The 17848-nt window shown below is 66.2% G+C and carries 14 protein-coding genes; 7 read left to right on the top strand and 7 right to left on the bottom strand.

Features of this window, described 5'->3' with window-relative positions; translation table 11 throughout:
- The 3 genes from ACY3GB_RS20790 to ACY3GB_RS20780 form a co-directional block, all read left to right on the top strand.
- The coding region (locus ACY3GB_RS20790; RefSeq protein ID WP_463090400.1) for a DUF748 domain-containing protein at positions 1-3246 on the top strand (3246 nt) is incomplete at its 5' end.
- Between the two features lie 165 nt (positions 3247-3411).
- The gene (locus ACY3GB_RS20785; RefSeq protein WP_463090399.1) at positions 3412-6267 is read left to right on the top strand and encodes an adenosylcobalamin-dependent ribonucleoside-diphosphate reductase; all 2856 of its coding nucleotides are present in this window, start codon (positions 3412-3414) and stop codon (positions 6265-6267) included.
- 254 nt (positions 6268-6521) lie between these two features.
- Complete coding sequence (locus ACY3GB_RS20780; protein WP_463090398.1) at positions 6522-7397, top strand: hypothetical protein; 876 nt, start codon at positions 6522-6524, stop codon at positions 7395-7397.
- 208 nt (positions 7398-7605) lie between these two features.
- On the opposite strand, the gene ACY3GB_RS20775 is transcribed toward ACY3GB_RS20780, so the two are convergent.
- Complete coding sequence (locus ACY3GB_RS20775; RefSeq protein WP_463090397.1) at positions 7606-7848, bottom strand: hypothetical protein; 243 nt, start codon at positions 7846-7848, stop codon at positions 7606-7608.
- A 107-nt stretch (positions 7849-7955) separates the two neighbouring features.
- Here ACY3GB_RS20775 and ACY3GB_RS20770 point away from each other — a divergent pair, with 107 nt between their 5' ends.
- A complete protein-coding gene (locus ACY3GB_RS20770; protein WP_463090396.1) occupies positions 7956-8396 on the top strand; it encodes a hypothetical protein in 441 nt (146 codons plus the stop codon).
- A 73-nt stretch (positions 8397-8469) separates the two neighbouring features.
- On the opposite strand, the gene ACY3GB_RS20765 is transcribed toward ACY3GB_RS20770, so the two are convergent.
- The gene (locus tag ACY3GB_RS20765; RefSeq protein ID WP_463090395.1) at positions 8470-9030 is read right to left on the bottom strand and encodes a murein L,D-transpeptidase catalytic domain-containing protein; all 561 of its coding nucleotides are present in this window, start codon (positions 9028-9030) and stop codon (positions 8470-8472) included.
- Positions 9031-9288: 258 nt separating this feature from the next.
- Between ACY3GB_RS20765 and ACY3GB_RS20760 the strand changes: the two genes are divergently transcribed.
- A complete protein-coding gene (locus tag ACY3GB_RS20760; RefSeq protein ID WP_463090394.1) occupies positions 9289-10413 on the top strand; it encodes an MBL fold metallo-hydrolase in 1125 nt (374 codons plus the stop codon).
- A gap of 229 nt (positions 10414-10642) precedes the next feature.
- On the top strand, positions 10643-11995 hold the full coding sequence (locus ACY3GB_RS20755; RefSeq protein ID WP_463090393.1) for a chitinase: 1353 nt from the start codon (positions 10643-10645) through the stop codon (positions 11993-11995).
- A gap of 60 nt (positions 11996-12055) precedes the next feature.
- Here ACY3GB_RS20755 and ACY3GB_RS20750 read toward each other — a convergent pair whose 3' ends face one another.
- The 4 genes from ACY3GB_RS20750 to aptA all read right to left on the bottom strand — a co-directional run bounded on the left by ACY3GB_RS20750 (position 12056) and on the right by aptA (position 16078).
- Positions 12056-12499 carry an SRPBCC family protein gene (locus ACY3GB_RS20750; protein ID WP_463090392.1) on the bottom strand — a complete coding sequence of 148 codons (444 nt, stop codon included), beginning with the start codon at positions 12497-12499 and terminating at the stop codon, positions 12056-12058.
- Positions 12500-12554: 55 nt separating this feature from the next.
- Entirely contained in the window at positions 12555-13127 is a 573-nt protein-coding gene (locus tag ACY3GB_RS20745; RefSeq protein ID WP_463090391.1) for a GNAT family N-acetyltransferase, read from the bottom strand.
- Positions 13128-13211: 84 nt separating this feature from the next.
- On the bottom strand, positions 13212-14705 hold the full coding sequence (locus ACY3GB_RS20740) for a CoA-acylating methylmalonate-semialdehyde dehydrogenase (protein WP_463090390.1): 1494 nt from the start codon (positions 14703-14705) through the stop codon (positions 13212-13214).
- A 32-nt stretch (positions 14706-14737) separates the two neighbouring features.
- Positions 14738-16078, bottom strand: coding sequence for an omega-aminotransferase AptA (gene aptA, locus ACY3GB_RS20735; protein WP_463090389.1), 1341 nt, complete (start codon positions 16076-16078; stop codon positions 14738-14740).
- Positions 16079-16176: 98 nt separating this feature from the next.
- Here aptA and ACY3GB_RS20730 point away from each other — a divergent pair, with 98 nt between their 5' ends.
- A complete protein-coding gene (locus ACY3GB_RS20730) occupies positions 16177-17091 on the top strand; it encodes a LysR family transcriptional regulator (RefSeq protein WP_463090388.1) in 915 nt (304 codons plus the stop codon).
- A gap of 307 nt (positions 17092-17398) precedes the next feature.
- Here ACY3GB_RS20730 and ACY3GB_RS20725 read toward each other — a convergent pair whose 3' ends face one another.
- Positions 17399-17758: a DUF1304 domain-containing protein gene (locus tag ACY3GB_RS20725; RefSeq protein WP_463090387.1), complete on the bottom strand. Its 360-nt coding sequence runs from the start codon at positions 17756-17758 to the stop codon at positions 17399-17401.
- Between the last annotated feature and the right edge of the window lie 90 nt (positions 17759-17848).

Here is a 17848-nt window from a genome sequence, read left to right as displayed (position 1 = left end):
CGCCGACCCCGCCGCTGGCTGCGCTGGCTCGCCGCCGCCTGCGCGCTGGTGCTGGCTTTCTGGGCCTTTCTCGGCCTGATTGCGCCGCACTTGCTGCAAAAGGCCGCCGCAGACTGGGCGCGCAAGCATGGCCGCCAGCTGGCGATCGCCGAAGTCCGCATCGTGCCGTGGAGCATGGAGCTGACGATGAACGGCGTGGCCTTGCGCGAGGGCGACGGCAAACCCTTGTTCCAGGCCCGCCGCGTCTACCTGAACGCCGCGCTGTACGCGGTGCTGATGGGCCGCTGGCAAGCCAGCGAGTTTCTGCTGGACAGCCCCGAGCTGTGGCTGGAGCGTAACAAAGACGGCGTGTGGAACTGGGCCCGCTTCGTCGCCGACGTTTCCGGCCCGCCCAAGCTGGAAGACGGCACCGCGCCGGAAAAGTTGCCGCGCCTCAAACTGGACGCGATCAATCTGCGCAACGGCCAGATCAGTATCAGCGATCACCTGGCCGGCCAGCATGGCAACTTCCGCCTGATGCCGATCAATCTCAGCCTGAACGACCTGACCACGCTGGAAGAAAACGGCCGCTACACGCTGCACGCCGAGATGGAAGGCGGCGGCCGCTTCGACTGGCAAGGCAGCATGCGGCTGCAGCCGCTGCAATCTAGCGGCGAGGCCCGCATGCAGGGCCTGCCGCTGGCATCGGTCTGGGACTATGTCCGCCCCCACTTCGCCACCGCCAAGCCTGAAGGCGAGCTGTCGGTCAATGCCCGCTACCAGTTCGACATGAGCGGCGCCTCGCCCGACCTCACCGTGTCCTCGCTGAGCGCCACGCTCAAGGGGCTGAAGCTGCGCGCGCCGGCCGGCGACGGCATGCTGGATCTGCCCGAGCTGCGCGTGGACGGCGGCGCGCTGGACCTGTCCCGCTCGCTGCTGACCGTGGCCAAGGTGGAGTTGAACCATGGCAAGCTGTCCGTCAGCCGCGACGCCGCCGGCCAACTGGACTGGCTGCGCGCGCTGCCGCCGGCGCCTGCCGAGGCCAAGCCGGCCCAGCCGGCCAAACCCTCGCCGTGGATCGTCAAGATAGACAATCTGCGCTTCAACGACTGGCACGCCGCCTGGCACGACCAGACCTTTGTTCGGCCGATGCAACTGGAAACCGCGGTGCCGCGGCTGCAAGGCAAGCTATCGCTGGATCCCGACCACGGCCTGAGGCTGGATGAAACCGGGCTTTCCCTCGCCGATCTCAAGCTCGCCGCCGCCGGCGGCATGCCCTGGCTCAGTCTTGCCAAGGCTGAGCTTAAGCCCACGCTGATCGACGTGAAGCGGCGCAGCGTCCAGCCCGGCGACATCTCGCTGGACGGCCTGCAAGTCGCCTTGCAGCGCGAGCGCAACGGCCAACTGCAACTGCAGCAGCTGTTGGCCCAGCGCCCGCGTCCCGCGGCGCCGCGCGCCCCCGGGAACGAAGGTCCGGGCTGGAAGCTGTCCTACCCGGAAGTTTCGCTGGAAAACGGCGCGGTCGGCTGGCGCGATCTCAGCCTGGGCAAGCCGCTGGAATACAGTCTGAAGCAGCTGGACGGCACGCTGGAGCTGAAGAGCGGCGACCAGCTGGCGCTGGACCTCTCCGGCCGCGCCGGCGCCGGCAAGCTCGCCGCCAAGCTGGACATCGACGCCGCCTCGCCCGCCGCCCGCGGCTCGATAAGGCTGGAGGCGCTACCGGTCACCCCGCTGGCGCCGTACGCGCTGGCCGGCACCCCGCTGAAACTGTCCGGCGGCGCGCTCAGCGCCGATCTCAAGCTCAATGCCGCCTCCGCCAGCCGCTGGAGCCTGGGCGGCCAGCTGAAAGTGGCGAAGATGGCCTTGCAGGAGCCCGGCGAGCCGCTGCCGCTGCTGGGCTGGAACACGCTCGCGCTCAGCCAGCTGCAGGCGCAAGGCATGCCGCTGAAGGTTTCCATCAACGACGTGCGCCTCGACCAGCCGCGCGCGCGGCTGATCCTGGACGCGCAGCGCAGCCTGAACTGGCAGAAGATCTTCGCCAAGCAGCCGTCCAAACCCGCTGGCGGCAAGAGCGCGCCGCTGCCGCAGGTGGACGTGCACAGCATCCACGTGCAGAACGGCGCGGTCGAATTCGCCGACCACGGCATGGCACCCGACTTCGCCACCCGCATGCATCATCTGCGCGGCAGCATCCAGAACCTGTCCACCCGCGCCGGCGGCCGCGGCCGCATCACGCTGGACGGCGCGGTGGACCAGTACGGCGAAGTCAAGGTCCGCGGCGCGCTATCGCCGATGTCGCCCACCGACAGCACCGACATCCTGCTGGATTTCCACAATCTAGCGCTGAACAACCTGAATCCGTACTCGATGAACTTCGCCGGCTGGCAGGTGAAGGACGGCAAGCTGTCGCTTGAACTGCGCTACTTGCTGGACCATCGCCAGTTGAAGGGCGAAAACCGCATCGTGATCGACTCCATCCAGCTGGGCGACGAGTTGAAGGGCGACAAGTCGCCGCACCTGCCGCTGAAGCTGGCGGTGGCGCTGCTGGAAGACAGCGACGGCCGCATCGACCTGGATCTGCCGGTGGCCGGCAGCCTGGACGATCCGCAGTTCAGCTACGGCCAGCTGGTATGGAAGGCCATCGTCAACGTCGTCACCAAGGTGGTCACCGCGCCGTTCCGCGCGCTGGGCGCGCTGCTGGGCGGCGACGGCTTCGACGACATCCGCTTCGTCGCCGGCGAGGCCCATGTCAGCCCGCCCGAGCGCGAGAAGCTGGACAAGGTGGCGGCGCTGATGGCCAAGCGGCCGAAAATGCAGCTGGCCATCTCCGGCGGCTACGCCGACGAGGACGCCAGGCAGCTGGCGCGCGCGCGCGTCGACGCCGCGGTGCTGGCCGCCGCCGGCCACCCGCCGATGGACGACGAGCCGCTGGCCACGCTGGACCTGAAAGACGCGCAGACCCAGTCGGCGATCAAGTCGGTCTACGGCCAGCGCATCGGCCGGCTGAAGCTGCTGGGCCACACGCTGAAGCCGGGCGGCCCGTCCGGTGAAGCGCTGGCCAAGCTGCTGCGCGATGAAATGCTGGCGGCGGAGAAAGTCGGCGCGGCCGACCTGGTCAAGCTGGCCAAGTTGCGCGGCGACAACGCCCGCAAGGTGATGCTGCGGCATCAGCCGGAACTGGCGGACCGCATCGCGCTGGACGAGCCGAAGAAGACCTCAGCCAACCGCGACGGCGTGGAGCTGGCCGTGAAAATCAGCGCGAAATGACCCGCCGGCGCCGTGTCGGGAGTACAATCAAAAACGGCGCCGGAACACAACAACTTGCGTTTCACCCCATAACGGCGTAACAACATATAGTGTGCTACGCCGTTTTTCATGCGCAGCCGGCCATGCCATCGTCGTTGAACACCGTTTCAGAAGGATGAGCGTTCCATGCAGCAGGAAAACATCGCCGCCATGGCGGAACAAGACATCTCCCGCGAGGTGTTGCTGGAGAAATACGCCAAGAACGGCGAACAAAGCGTCAGCGAAGTCCGCCGCCGCGTCGCCCGCGCGCTGGCGGAGCTGGAAAAAGATCCGGCGCGTTTCGAGCCGCTGTTCTTCGAGGCGCTGGACCACGGCTTCATCCCCGGCGGCCGCATCAACTCCGCCGCCGGCACCGACCTCAGGGCCACGCTGATCAACTGCTTCGTCCAGCCGGTGGGCGACTCGGTGTCCGAAACCGAGAACGGCAAGGTCGGCATCTACCAGGCATTGCTGCAGGCGGCGGAAACCATGCGCCGCGGCGGCGGCGTCGGCTACAACTTCTCGCGCATCCGCCCGCGCGGCGCGCGGGTCAAGGGCACCAACAGCCGCGCCTCCGGCCCCGTCTCCTACATGCGCGTGTTCGACCGCAGCTGCGAAACGGTGGAGTCCGCCGGCGCGCGCCGCGGCGCGCAGATGGGCGTGCTGGACGTCAGCCATCCGGACGTGGAAGACTTCATCCACGCCAAGGACCAGGGCGATCTGCGCAACTTCAACATCTCGGTCGGCGTGTCCGACGACTTCATGCGCGCGGTGGAGGACGACGCGGACTGGCAGCTCATCCACGCGGTGGAGCCGATGTCCGACTCCTTCCCCGACAGCTTCCGCCGCGAAGACGGCCTCTGGGTGTACCGCACCGTGCGCGCCCGCGAACTGTGGCGGCAGATCATGGAGTCCACCTACGACCACGCCGAGCCGGGCGTGCTGTTCATGACCCGCATCAACCAGGACAACAACCTGTCCTATTGCGAGGTGATCGAGTCCACCAACCCCTGCGGCGAGCAGCCGCTGCCCGACTACGGCTGCTGCGACCTGGGCTCGGTCAACCTGACCCGCCACGTGCGCGCGCCGTTCGGCGACAAGGCCCACTTCGACTTCAAATCGTTCGAGAAAGTGGTGCGCACCTCGATCCGGATGCTGGACAATGTGCTGGACCTGACCGTGTGGCCGCTGCCGGAGCAAGAGCGCGAGGCGATGAACAAGCGCCGCGTCGGCCTCGGCTTCACCGGCCTGGGCGACGCGCTGATCATGCTGAAGATACGCTACGACAGCGAGGAAGGCCGCCGCTTCGCCGCCCGCATCTCGGAGAGCATGCGCGACGCCGCCTACGACGCGTCGGTGGATCTGGCGATCGAAAAAGGCGCCTTCCCGCTGTTCGACGCCGAAAAATACCTGGCCGCGCCGCACTGCGCCAGCCGGCTGCCGGCCAAGATCCAGGCTCGGATACGCAAGCACGGCATCCGCAACTCGCACCTGTTGTCCATCGCCCCCACCGGCACCATCTCGCTGGCCTTCGCCGACAACGCGTCCAATGGCATCGAGCCGCCGTTCTCGTGGTTCTACACCCGCAAGAAGCGGATGGCGGACAACTCGCAGCAGGAATACCTGGTGGAAGACCACGCCTACCGCGTGTGGCGGATGCAGGGCGGCGACACCGCCAAGCTGCCGGACTACTTCGTCTCCGCGCTGGAAATGAGCGCGCTCGACCACATGCGCATGGTCGCCGCCGTCGCGCCCTATGTCGACACCGCCATCTCCAAGACCGTCAACGTGCCGGCCGACTATCCGTTCGAAGACTTCGAGAGCCTGTACCTGGAAGCCTGGCGCAACGGCCTCAAGGGCATCACCACCTACCGCCCCAACAATGTGCTGGGCTCGGTATTGTCGGTGGAGCCAGCCCAGAGCGCCGCCGCCGCGCCGGAAGACCTGTCCGGCGCCGCCAGCGACCCGGACCGCCGCGTGACGCTGAACACCGCCCCGACTCCGGCCTTGTCCAGCCTGAAATGGCCGAACCGCCCCAAGCTGAAGGAAGGCAACCCGTCGTGGACCTTCATGGTGGAAGGCGACGCCGGCGATTTCGCCGTGGTGGTCGGCCACATGGAAAACGGCCGCGCCCAGCCCTTCGAATGCTGGGTCAACGCGACCGATGAACAACGCGGCCTGTCCGCGATCGCCAAGACGCTGTCGATGGACATGCGCTGCCGCGACCGCGCCTGGCTGGCCGCCAAGCTGGACGCGCTGTCTCGCGCCAACGGCGACAAACGCTACCGCTTCACGCTGGGCGACAAGACCATACACGCCACCTCGGCCGCCGCCGCGCTGGGCCAGGTGGTGCGCCACCGCGTCGAGCAACTGGGCGCGCTGCGGCTGGAGGAAGGCGAAGCCACCCCGGTGATGGACGCGCTGTTCGCCCGCAAGGAGCCCAAGTCCGGCAGCGACGGCACCATGAGCTGGTCGGTGGACGTGGTCAACCCGCAGACCGGCGACGACTTCGTGCTGTTCGTCAAGGAACTGGTGCTGCCCAACGGCCAGCGCCGTCCGTACTCGGTGTGGCTGGCCGGCGCCTACCCGCGCGAGCTGGACGGCCTGTGCAAGATGCTGTCGCTGGACATGCGGGTGATCGACCCAGCCTGGATCGGCCTGAAGCTGCGCAAGCTGCTGAACTACGCCGAGCCGCAGGGAGACTTCTTCGCCCGCATCCCCGGCATGGAGAAGTCGCAAAGCTGGCCGTCCACCGTCGCCTACCTGGCGCGGCTGATCATCCACCGCTACGCGATGCTGGGCGTGCTGACCGAGGAAGGCGTGCCGGTCGAGGAAATGGGCGTGATGGCGCCGGAGCAGAGCGACCTGTTCGCCCAGGAGGCGCCCGCCGCGCTGAAGCAGCTGGCCGGCAAGGCCTGCCCGGAATGCGGCAACCACGCGCTGATCAAGAAGGACGGCTGCGAATTCTGCACCGCCTGCGGGCACGTGGGGGCTTGCGGCTGAGCCGGCAGGCGACAGCACCAAGGGCATCAAAAAGAGAGCGGCCTAGGCCGCTCTCTTTGCCCCCATGAACAGCCATGGGGGATGCCTGAAGATTTCGAAACATGCCACCATTGCCTTCAATGCATGCCACAATACGGCCAAACCGGCTTGTCATTTAAATGCGCCGCGCAAGATACCAACATCTTGATTTATTTGCATGAAAATCTTATAGCTGGCATATCGGCCCGCGATTCCCCTCTAACCTTGGACCTTCCATGAAGACAGCACCATCCATCCACCAGGCCCTGCTCCTGGCCTCCATCGCGTTGTCCAGTTCGGCGCTGCGCGCGGAAACCTTCAACCTGAATCTGGGTTCGGTCATCAAGGACGGCATCCATAAAGCGCTGCAGGGCGACAACGCCAACACCGGCGCTCCTGCCGTCGGCTACCCCGCCCCTGGCGAATACGATGGCTCCGACGCCGAGTTCGAGCGCGCCATCACCATTCAGGCGGACGGCCGATTCGAACTGGAAGTGCTGCGGAAAGGAAACGCCCTCCCGCGGCATGCCGGATCGGGAGCAGGCAAGCTGACTTCGACGGATGGCAAGCAATGGATCTACCGCGAGGATCGTTGCTCGCTGACCCTCATCCCGCAGGCGTCCGCCTTGCAACTCAAGACCGAACGCTGCGCCGGCGTCTTCGGCGACGTGCCTTTCGATGGGCGGTATCAGGCGGGCGCCAAAAAGGTCCAGGTCGCGGCCAAGGACAAGCGCCTGGCGGCGCAGCTCAATTGCCAACGGCTGAACTTCGGAGAAAACGGCATCGCCTCCCTGCTGGGCAAAGCGACCCGCCAGCCGGAAAACACGGTATGGGACCAGGAACTGTCCTTGCCTGGCGGCTATGCCTTTGGCGGCTTGCCGATCCGATCGGTCAAGCTCTCCGAAACCGATGGCGGCTTCCTGGCCCTGTTCGTGGACGGCGACGCAACGGCGATCCAGGCAGCGATCAAAAAGGCTCGGCTAAAGGGCGACTACACCGTGGCGATGCTGCGCACGGTGGGAGGCCCCACCGGCTACCCCTTCCCCGGCAAGCGGACCGGCCAGCCTTATGTGCATTGCCAGAGCAAGCAGGCGATGAGCGGAGAGTATTGAGCGGCCCCTCCCGCATCCATGCCGGGGCGTTCCGCCATGCCTATGCGCCCCGGCCCCCATTCAGTCCTCTTTCCCCTCGCCGATCCGGACCCGCCGACAAAACCCCTGATCCTGGGTTGCGCCTCCTTGTCGTACGGCGGCTACGGCCTGCGTCGGCGCGCCTTGGCTCAGGTTCTCCGCGGGGTTTTGTGAGCGGCTCTTAGATGTTTTACGTGCGAGCATGCCCGCGCCAACTCAAAAAACTGTCCTTAAGAACAGATGCAATCGCCAATTCGGCTTCTATATTGACGGCTATTCTATCCGTATCAATCAAAATATTCACATAAAATACTTTTCTTCTTGATACCAATCCGGCACCGCGCTCCTGACCGACGCGCGTTTCGCCGCCTCCGCGTTTCCGGACCGCCGCTTGCGGCCCCGCATCAGTTTGATGGCCCTGCCATTCCCTCACCGTCGCATCCCTGCGCGTCGAGCGCCATCGTCATGGCCCGCGCCAGAAGCGGGCTTGCCCAAACCATTACAACTTGATGTATCCGACACCTACTCAGGAGCAAAGTCATGAATACTCGTCGCATTTCTCGCTACACGCTGCTCGCGTCGGCCGTCATGGCCGCCGGCCTTTTGACCTCCACGGCGCTGGCGGCCAGCCAGCCCCCCTCCCGGGCCGCGCGGGCCGCCGCGACCGCGGCAGTCGCAACCGTCATCACCAAGACCTACAGCGTGATCGTCAACGCCGATGGCACGCTGGCTGTCGGCCCCGCCGGCGCCAGCTCCAACAACTTCGGCGGCAATTACGGCTACTTCGAGGTGATTTTCCCGAGCGACGTCTCAAAATGCGTGTATACCGCGACCCTGGGCGATCCCTCGCCGACCTTCCCCGCGCTGGGTTTCATCAGTGTGACCCTGCGCAGCGGCAATCCAAACGGCATTTTCGTGCGGACAGCCGATACCAACGGGACGGCCAACGACCACGCCTTCCACCTGCAGGTTCAATGCTGAACGCCGCGCCCTTCCGGCGGCTGAAGGCATAATCCGCTGAAACGCCGGGCCGCTCGCGCGGCCCGGCGCCGGCTCAGCGCCGGCTGAGAATGCAGTTGATGTAGGAACCGCCCTGCAGCATGTTGATCAAGCCGACGCTGTATTGCGGCTCCACCGCCAGACTGCCGTCGGAGCGCCACAGAACACCGTGCTCGGCCGCATATTGCGGAGTGACGTGGGGAGAGCCGTGCATCACCAGATTGCGCCGCCGCATATTGGAATTGCTTCGCTCCAGGCCGTCCAGCCATAGCGACAAGCCCTGGCTGCCGAAATAGGTGTCGGAGGCGCGGCACACGCCCAGGCAGGATAAATCCGAATCCAGCTCATTGGAGAAGGCCCCGGCCCTCAGCAGGTTGGCGTGCGGATCCCGCCCGCGGCCATGCGCGACCAGGAAACGCTGCACGCTGGCCTCCAGCGTGTCGAACACGAACAGCCGGCTTTCCGTCGACGGCAAGCCGTAATCGACCACCGCCCAGTACAGCAGGCTGGCGCGGGGATGCAGGCTTTTCTGCACCGCCACCATGTCCAGCACCGCCGAATCAGGCAGCCCCTCGCTCCGGCTCAATTGCAGCAAAATGTCTTCCAGCGTTCCCACATCTTATCCTTGCCTGCTATTGGACTGCCCGCGTCTTGTCCCGGTCGGACAGAATGATTATCACTTGGCGGACAGTTAATCCTAGGCGGGCCCGCATGGGGTGGCAAGGAGGCTTGACGCCTTGAATCCCGACGCTCAGCGCCCATCTTGTCAGGACCCGCCGCCGGAAAGCGGCGCGCCGGAAACCTGGCCGGCCACCATCCATATGGACCGTCCGCCGGCACCGTCCGCGCCGGCAACAATCAGGAAGGCAGCTCGATGAAGTCTCTCGGTAAGAAAGCGTCCGGCCCCAGACTGGAAAAAATGCAGGCGTCGCCGCTTTGGTCCGGCAGCGGTTTCCGCAACGTCTACCCGATCGATCCCGCCCTGCGCGCCCCATCGGCAACCATGCCGTCCTTGCGCGACTTCCTGTGCGGCGGTGAACGCAGGACGCCCTCCGCGCCGCTTCCGGCCGACAACCCGCTGGATGCCTGGCGCAAGCCAGCCCAGTCCGGCCTGCGCGCCACCTGGCTCGGACACTCCACCGTGCTGATCGAAATCGACGGCTTGCGCCTGCTGACCGATCCGGTCTGGGGTCCCCGCGCCTCTCCCACCCGGCTGGCCGGGCCCAAGCGCTTCCAGCCGGTGCCGATCAAGCTGAAGCAGCTGCCGCCGCTGGATCTGGTGCTGGTATCGCATGATCACTACGACCACCTCGATTACCCCACCATCCGCGAGCTGGCCAAGACCGACGTCCCCTTCGTCACCGCGCTGGGAGTGGGCGCCCACCTGGAAGCCTTCGGCGTGCGGCCGGAACGCATCACCGAGCTGGACTGGTGGGAAAGCTATCGCCATCCGGACTCCGAGCTGACCGTCACCGCCACGCCTTCCCAACACTTTTCCGGGCGCGGCCTGAAAGACCGCAACGCCACGCTGTGGTCGTCGCTGTCCATCCGCAGCGACCGGCATTCCGTGTTCTTCAGCGGCGACACCGGCCTGTCTGGGCAATTCGCCGAAATCCGCGAGCGCATGGGTCCGTTCGATCTGGTGATGCTGGAAGTCGGCGCCCATCATCCCGCCTGGGGCGACATCCACCTGGGGCCGGACAATGCGCTCAAAGCGCTGGACCTGCTGGGCGGCGGCGCCTTCCTGCCAGTGCATTGGGGCACCTTCAACCTGGCGATGCACGCCTGGGACGCGCCGGCCGAGTCCCTGCTGGCCAGCGGCGAAAAAGAGAATGTCCGGCTGATGATGCCGCGGCTGGGTCAAGCGGTAGAGCCGGCCCACGCCGAGCGCGCCCATCCCTGGTGGCGCGAAGTGGACAGCGTGGCGGCGCCGCCCGCGCCCAACGAGCCGGAAACCGACGCGCCGCTGCCGAAATCGATGCCCTGGCCGTTGGACTGAAGCCGTCCAGGCCGCCGCGGCCCGGCGGCCCGCCTGGCGCATTCATCCGCTGGCGGAATCCATTCCATACCTTTGCGCAAAGTCAAAAGCGAGCGACCATTTTCTATTGAGTTTTTACTCCACCTGGGTATATTTAGAAATCGCTGACAAATGTTGGCGTTTTTATAAACTATTTAATATGTTCAGCCATTCAAAGCATCAGAATGCTGCGCAGCCCGGGAGTCCGCTCATGATGAAAAGGTTTGCCGCCCTCTCCGCTCTAGCCGCCGCCGCGGCCGGTATCGCCAGTCCAGCCGCCCAGGCCGGCGTCTTCGCGCCCTATGTGGACATGACCTTGTGGCCGACGCCCCAAATCGACAAACTGGGCGTCAATCAGGGCATCCAGCAACTCACCCTCGCCTTCGTCGTCGCCAAGGGAGGCTGCGCGCCTTCCTGGGGCGGCGTGCTGGCCATCCCGGGCAGCGGTTCCGACCAGCAACTGAGCGCCATCCGCAACGGCATCAATAATTTCCGCGGCAAAGGCGGCGAAGTGATGGTGTCCTTCGGCGGCGCCAACGGCACACCGCTGCAACAGGCCTGCACCACCAACGCCAGCCTGCAGGCCGCCTACCAGACCGTGCTGGACACTTACAATCTGTCGCGCATCGATTTCGACATCGAAGGCGGCGCGCAAACCGATACCGCCGCCAACAACCGCAACTTCGCGGTGGTGGCCACGCTGCAGAAGAACTACAAGGCCAAGGGCAAGACACTGCATGTATCGCTGACCCTGCCGGCCATGCCCTTCGGCCTGACCCAGGATGGCCAGCGCGTGCTCGCGTCCGCGCTCGCCAACGGCGTGGCGCTGGACGCCGTCAACATCATGGCGATGGACTACGGCCAGTCCAATCCGAACATGGGCGCGGCCGCCAAGCAGGCCGCCCAGGCGCTGTACGGCCAGATCGATGCCGCCTACAAGGCCCATGGCCAGACGCTGACCGACGCCCAGCTGTGGCAAAAGGTGGGCGTCACACCCATGGCGGGCCTGAACGACACCCAGCCGGAAACCTTCACCGTGGACAACGCCAAGGACCTGTACGGCATGGCCAACAGCAATCGCTTCGGGCTGCTGTCGATGTGGTCGATCAGCCGCGACAAGTCTTGCCCGAATAACGGCCATTACGTCGACGCACAATGCTCCGGCATCGTGCAAACGCCTTACGCCTTCAGCAATGTGTTCAAGGGCTTCAAGGACCACTGGGGCAGCGGCGTCACCCAGGACCCCAATTACGGCGGCGGCGACAACGGCAATGGCGGCGGGCCGGTCAACGGCCAGCCATGGTCGTCGGGCCAGGTCTACAACACCGGCAATACCGTCACCTACTCCGGCGCCACCTGGAAAGCCCAGTGGTGGACCCAGGGCGATGTGCCCGGCCAGGCTTCGGTATGGCAGCAGCAGGGCGGCGGCTTGCAGCAATGGTCGGCAACCGCCGCCTATTCCGCCAAGGACTGCGCGCTGTACCAAGGCAAGAAGTACTGCGCCAAATGGTGGACCCAGGGCAATCTGCCCACCGCCGGCGATCCGTGGGCGCTGTCCAACTGAGCTGACGCTCTGCGCAAAAGCCAAGCCGGGCATGCGCCCGGCTTTTTGAATCCCGCCGATCTAGCCCGGTATCTCGGGCTCCACCAGCGCCGCCAGCTGCTTCAGCGACTGCTGCCAGCCCAGATAGCAGTTTTCCGGCGGGATCGCGTCCGGAATCCCGTCTTGCACGATGACGAGATCGCTACCGCAGGACAGCGGCGCCAATGTGATGGCGGTGGTCATTTCGCCGGGCAGGTTGGCGTCGTCGAAGCGGTCGGTGTAGCGGATGCGCTCGCCCGGAACCAGCTCCAGGTAACGGCCCCCGAATGCATGTTTCTGGCCGCTGGAGAACGCGACGAATTCCATCTGATAGCTGCCGCCGACGCGCGCATCATGCTCCAGCACCTTGCAGACGAACCCTTCCGGCGGCAGCCACTTGGCCAGGGCCAACGGATCGAGAAAAGCGCGGTAGACGCGCTCCGGCGGCGCGCTCAGCACGCGGTGCAGGCGTATCGTATTGGGCATGGCTGGCTCCTTGTCGGCGGGAAAGCTGGCCTAAGCAAGATAGCACAATGACATTTCACTGGCGCGCCAGATCGAACTCCATCTGCCAGTCGAATGGCTCCAGTTCGACCTGGGGGCCATGCAGCCAGCGCGCCGGCACGCAACCGCAGCGTTCGTAGAACGACACCGTCTCGATGGCCGAATGGGAGGAGACATACAGCCGGCGCGCGCCCATGGCCCTGCCGCCGGCGACGCACTCCCGCATCAGCTCGCGCCCCAGGCCGCGGCCGCGCCAGCGGGCGTCCACCTGCAGCTCCTTCAATTGCCGATATTCGCCATCCGGCCCCAGCGGATCCGGCGAGATGGCGGCGAAGCCGGCCAGGCTTTCGCCTTCCATCGCCGCCCATACCCGCCCCGCGTCCGCCATCGCGGCCAGCTCGCGGCACAGCGCCCGCCTCTCGTCCGGCGACCAGTCGTCGATGAAGGGCTCGGCCGCGATGCGCCTGTCGCCCGGCGCGCCGCGATACACCCGCGTCACCTCCTGCCGGCGCTGGAAACCATCCAGCCAATTCGCGCCGATATCGGCCGCGCTCTGACGGCGGATGAACCAAGGAGAAGAAACGACGATGGCAGAAGCGGATGGTTTCATGGCGGGGAAACAGGATCAGGACATTGCCATTATGCCAGCGAAACGGGCCGCCCTTGCGAGCGGCCCGACTGTCACGGCTGATATTTACAGGCTGGGGAAAGCGAACTGCGACGCCTCGTGGCTGGCGCGCTGCGGCCAGCGCTGGGTCACCGCCTTGCGCCGGGTGTAGAAGCGCACGCCGTCCGGTCCGTAGGCATGCAGGTCGCCGAACAGCGACCGCTTCCAGCCGCCGAAGCTGTGGTAGGCCACCGGCACCGGCAGCGGGACGTTGATGCCCACCATGCCCACCTCCACCGTGTCGGCGAACAGCCGCGCCGCCTCGCCGTCGCGGGTGAAGATGCAGGTGCCATTGCCGTATTCGTGCGCGTTGATCAGCGCGATCGCCTCCTCCAGGCTGTTCACGCGGACCACGCACAGCACCGGGCCGAAGATTTCTTCCTGGTAGACGCGCATGTCAGGCGTCACACGGTCGAACAGGCAGCCGCCCAGGAAGAAGCCGCCCTCGTGGCCCGGCACCCTGATGCCGCGGCCGTCGACCACCAGTTCCGCGCCGGCCGCCACGCCATCGGCGATGTAGCCGCTGACCTTGTCCAGGTGCGCGCGCGTCACCAGCAGCCCCATGTCCAGGCCCGGCGAAGTGCCCGGCCCCACTTTCAAGGCCTGGATCTGAGGCGTGAGTTTGGCGATCAGCGCGTCGGCCGCCTGATCGCCGACGCAGACAGCGACCGAGATCGCCATGCAGCGCTCGCCGCAAGAACCGTAAGCCGCGCCCATCAGCGCGTTGACGGTGTTGTCGAGATCGGCGTCCGGCAGCACCACCGCGTGGTTCTTGGCCCCGCCCAGCGCCTGCACTCGCTTGCCGCGGCGGCTGCCCTCGGCGTAGATGTATTCGGCGATCGGCGTGGAGCCGACGAAGCTGACGGCCTTGACCTCCGGCGCGGCCAGCAGCGCGTCCACCGCCTCCTTGTCGCCGTGCACCACGTTGAGCACGCCACGGGGCAAGCCGGCCTCGTGCAGCAGGCGGGCGATCAGCAGCGTGGAGCTGGGATCGCGCTCCGACGGCTTGAGGATGAAGGTGTTGCCGCAGGCGATGGCCAGCGGATACATCCACAGCGGCACCATCGCCGGGAAGTTGAACGGCGTGATGCCAGCCACCACGCCCAGCGGCTGGAAATCGCTCCAGGCGTCGATGGCCGGGCCGACGTTGCGGCTGTACTCGCCCTTCAGCAGCTCCGGCGCGGCGCAGGCGTATTCGACGTTTTCAATGCCGCGCTTCAGCTCGCCGGCGGCGTCTTCCAGCGTCTTGCCGTGCTCGCGGCTGATCAGCGGCACGATCTCGGCCTCATGCTGCTCCAACAGCTGCTTGAAACGGAACAACACTTGCGCGCGCTTGGCCGGCGGCGTGTCGCGCCAGGCCGGAAACGCCGCCTGCGCGGCGGCCACCGCCTGCGCCACGATGGCGGCGTCGGCCAACTGCACTTCGGCGATGGCCTCGCCGGTGGACGGATTGAAAACCGGCGCGCGGCGGCTGCCGCCGTCGCAGGCCTCGCCATAGATCAGATGCTGCAAAGTCGTCATTTCGGGATCTCGTTTTATTGGTGACAATCGTTTCAGGCCAGCTTGGCCAGCGTCTCGCCGACGGCATCGAATAGGCGATCCAGCTCCTGCGGCGTGGCGGTGAACGGCGGGCCGAACTGCAGCGCGTCGCCGCCATAACGGACGTAGAAGCCCTTGCGCCACAGCGCCATCGCCGCCTCGTACGGCCGCACGATGGCGTCGCCGCCGCGCGGCGCGATCTGCACCGCGCCGGCCAGCCCGCAGTTGCGGATATCGACCACATGCGGCAGGCCCTTCAGGCCGTGGATGCCGCGCTCGAAATGCGGCGCCAGCTCGGCGGCCTTCGCCACCAGGTTTTCGTTCTCCAGCACATCCAGCGCCGCCAGCGCCGCCGCGCAGGCCACCGGATGCGCCGAATAGGTATAACCATGAGCGAATTCCACTGCGTACTCCGGCGTCGCCTGCGCCATGAAGGCGTCGTAGATCTCGGACGTCGCCACCACCGCGCCCATCGGCACCGCGCCATTGGTCAGCTGCTTGGCCAGATTCATGATGTCCGGCGTCACGCCGAAGTGGTCGGCGCCGAACAGCGAGCCGGTGCGGCCGAAACCGGTGATCACCTCGTCGAAGATCAGCAGGATGCCGTGCTGCGTGCAGATCTCCCGCAGGCGCTGCAGATAGCCCTGCGGCGGCACGATCACGCCGGCCGAGCCGGCCATCGGCTCCACGATCACCGCGGCGATATTGGACGCGTCGTGCAGCTCGATCAGCCGCAGCAGGTCGTCGGCCAGCTCCGCGCCGTGCGCCGGCAGGCCGCGGCTGAAAGCGTTGGCCGGCAGCAAGGTGTGCGGCAAATGGTCCGCGTCCATCAGCGGGCCGAACAATTTGCGGTTGCCATTCATGCCGCCCAGGCTGGTGCCGGCGATGTTGACGCCGTGGTAGCCGCGCGCCCGGCCGATCAATTTGGTCTTGGACGCCTGGCCCTTCAGCCGCCAGTAGGCGCGCGCCATCTTCACCGCGGTGTCCGCGCATTCAGAGCCGGAGTTGGTGAAGAACACGTGGTTCAGCTCGCCCGGCGCCATCGCCGCCACCCGCTCGGCCAGCCGGAACGACAGCGGGTGGCCAAACTGGAAGCCCGGCGAATAATCCAGCGTCGACAGCTGGCGATAGGCCGCCTCGGCGATCTCCTTGCGGCTGTGGCCGGCGCCGCAGCACCACAGTCCGGACAGGCTGTCGAAGATGCGGCGGCCTTGGTCATCGACCAGGTAATTGCCCTCGCCGGCGACGATCAGCCGTGGATCGCGCTGGAAATTGCGGTTGGCGCTGAACGGCATCCAGTGCGCGCGCAGGTTCAGTTGGTCGAATTCGGAACGGGTGGTGAGCGGGTGGTTCATCACAAGCCTCGCAGACGGGAATATAGCTAAAGCATGCGCCGGACATTGCGTGAGTTAAATGCTATCTTTCTTACGTTCAGATTAAGAAATATCAAACTATGAACCGCAAACCGGCGCTGGGCCAGGTCAGCGATTTTGATATCCGGCTGCTGCGGCTATTCCGCGCGGTTGCCGAGTGCGGCGGCTTTTCCGCCGCAGAGGGCGTGCTGGGCATCAGCCGCTCCGCCATCAGCCTGCAGATGGGCGATCTGGAAAAGCGCCTCGGCATCCGCCTGTGCCAGCGCGGCCGCGCCGGTTTCGCGCTGACGGACGAAGGGCGCGAGGTGCTGCGCGCCAGCCAGACGCTGCTGGCTGCGCTGGAAGACTTCCGCAGCGAGGTGAACCTGCTGCATCGCCAGCTGCGCGGCGAGCTGAACATCGGCATCATCAACAACCTGGTCACATTGCCCAAGATGCGCATCACCCAGGCGCTGCGCGCGCTGGCCAAACAAGGGCCGGAGGTGCGCATCAATATCGGAATGATGACGCCCAACGACATCGAAACCGGGCTGATGGACGGCCAGCTGCACGCCGGCGTGGTGCCGCTGATCCAGCCCTTGTCCGGGCTGGACTACCTGCCGCTGTACGACGAGCGCTCCCAGCTCTACTGCAGCCGCGAGCATCCGCTGTTCAGCCAGCCGGACGACAGCCTGGCCGAGACCGACCTCGCCGCCGCCGACGCGGTCGCGCCCGGCTACCGCCTGCCGCCGCAGGCCCAGGCGCTGCAACAACGGCTCAAGCCCATCGCCACCGCGTCCGACCGCGAAGGCATCGCGTTTTTGATCCTCAGCGGCCGCTACATCGGCTACCTGCCCGATCACTTCGCTGCCGGCTGGGTGGCCCAAGGCCAAATGCGGCCGCTGCTGCCGAGCGCCTGTTTCTACGACGCGCCGCTGGCGCTGGCAGTGCGCAAGGGACGGCGCGCCAACCTGGTGCTGGAGCGCTTCTTGCAGGAGCTGGAGCGCACGAACTGACCCTGCGAAATCAAGGAATGCATTGGCAGATGCGCGCCGCCAAGCGCTCAAGGCCGTCATTCTTGAACGCCAGGCCGGACTGGGCATGGAATGCGCCGCCGCGGGACGCCACCACCAGCCACCGTCCTAGCGGGAACAAGCCGAACAGACGCCGCCCCGCATCAGGCGAACGGCGGCGATCTCCTCCAGCGGCACCCGCCACCGCGAGGCATCGCCGCGGAGCGCGGACACGATGCGCGCCGGCTTGAGCCTTCTGCCTGGAAACCGGCCCAGGATACTCATTTCCGCAACCATCCGCGCTCCCCGCTCAAGCCAGCCACAGCAGCGCGATGCCCAGCGCCGCCGGCAGCCCCTGCACAAACAAGATGCGTCGATTGACAGTCAGCGCGCCGAATATCCCCGCCGCCAGCACGCAACCCAGGAAAAACAGCTTGATCTGGAATCCAAACGCGCCCTGCCACAGCCCCCAGGCCAGGCCGGCGGCGAGGAAGCCGTTGTATAGGCCTTGGTTGGCGGCCAGCGTCTTGGTGTCGCGCGCCCGCTCCGGCGTCAGGCGGAAGGTCTTCATCCCCAGCGGCTTGTCCCACAAAAACATTTCCAGGATCAAAAAATAGAGGTGCAGCAGCGCCACCAGGGCGATGACGATGTCGGCGGCCAGGCTCATCATTTCTCCCCCGCCGGAATGCGTCGAAAACGGATATCGGACATGGTTTCCCCTAGAAAACAAAGCCGGACTCCGTTCGAGTCCGGCCCAAGT

This window comes from Chromobacterium sp. Ag138, from assembly GCF_055181315.1.
The sequence above is the reverse complement of the archived record's forward strand: the minus strand, read 5'-3'. Positions and strand labels throughout refer to the sequence as shown.

Excerpts from the sequence above, each read along its gene's own strand:
- ACY3GB_RS20785 (WP_463090399.1), top strand. The coding sequence starts at position 3,412 with ATGCAGCAGGAAAACATCGCCGCCATGGCGGAACAAGACATCTCCCGC.
- ACY3GB_RS20780 (WP_463090398.1), top strand. The coding sequence starts at position 6,522 with ATGAAGACAGCACCATCCATCCACCAGGCCCTGCTCCTGGCCTCCATC.
- ACY3GB_RS20770 (WP_463090396.1), top strand. The coding sequence starts at position 7,956 with ATGAATACTCGTCGCATTTCTCGCTACACGCTGCTCGCGTCGGCCGTC.
- ACY3GB_RS20760 (WP_463090394.1), top strand. The coding sequence starts at position 9,289 with ATGAAGTCTCTCGGTAAGAAAGCGTCCGGCCCCAGACTGGAAAAAATG.
- ACY3GB_RS20755 (WP_463090393.1), top strand. The coding sequence starts at position 10,643 with ATGATGAAAAGGTTTGCCGCCCTCTCCGCTCTAGCCGCCGCCGCGGCC.
- ACY3GB_RS20750 (WP_463090392.1), bottom strand. The coding sequence starts at position 12,499 with ATGCCCAATACGATACGCCTGCACCGCGTGCTGAGCGCGCCGCCGGAG.
- ACY3GB_RS20745 (WP_463090391.1), bottom strand. The coding sequence starts at position 13,127 with ATGAAACCATCCGCTTCTGCCATCGTCGTTTCTTCTCCTTGGTTCATC.
- ACY3GB_RS20740 (WP_463090390.1), bottom strand. The coding sequence starts at position 14,705 with ATGACGACTTTGCAGCATCTGATCTATGGCGAGGCCTGCGACGGCGGC.
- aptA (WP_463090389.1), bottom strand. The coding sequence starts at position 16,078 with ATGAACCACCCGCTCACCACCCGTTCCGAATTCGACCAACTGAACCTG.
- ACY3GB_RS20730 (WP_463090388.1), top strand. The coding sequence starts at position 16,177 with ATGAACCGCAAACCGGCGCTGGGCCAGGTCAGCGATTTTGATATCCGG.
- ACY3GB_RS20725 (WP_463090387.1), bottom strand. The coding sequence starts at position 17,758 with ATGATGAGCCTGGCCGCCGACATCGTCATCGCCCTGGTGGCGCTGCTG.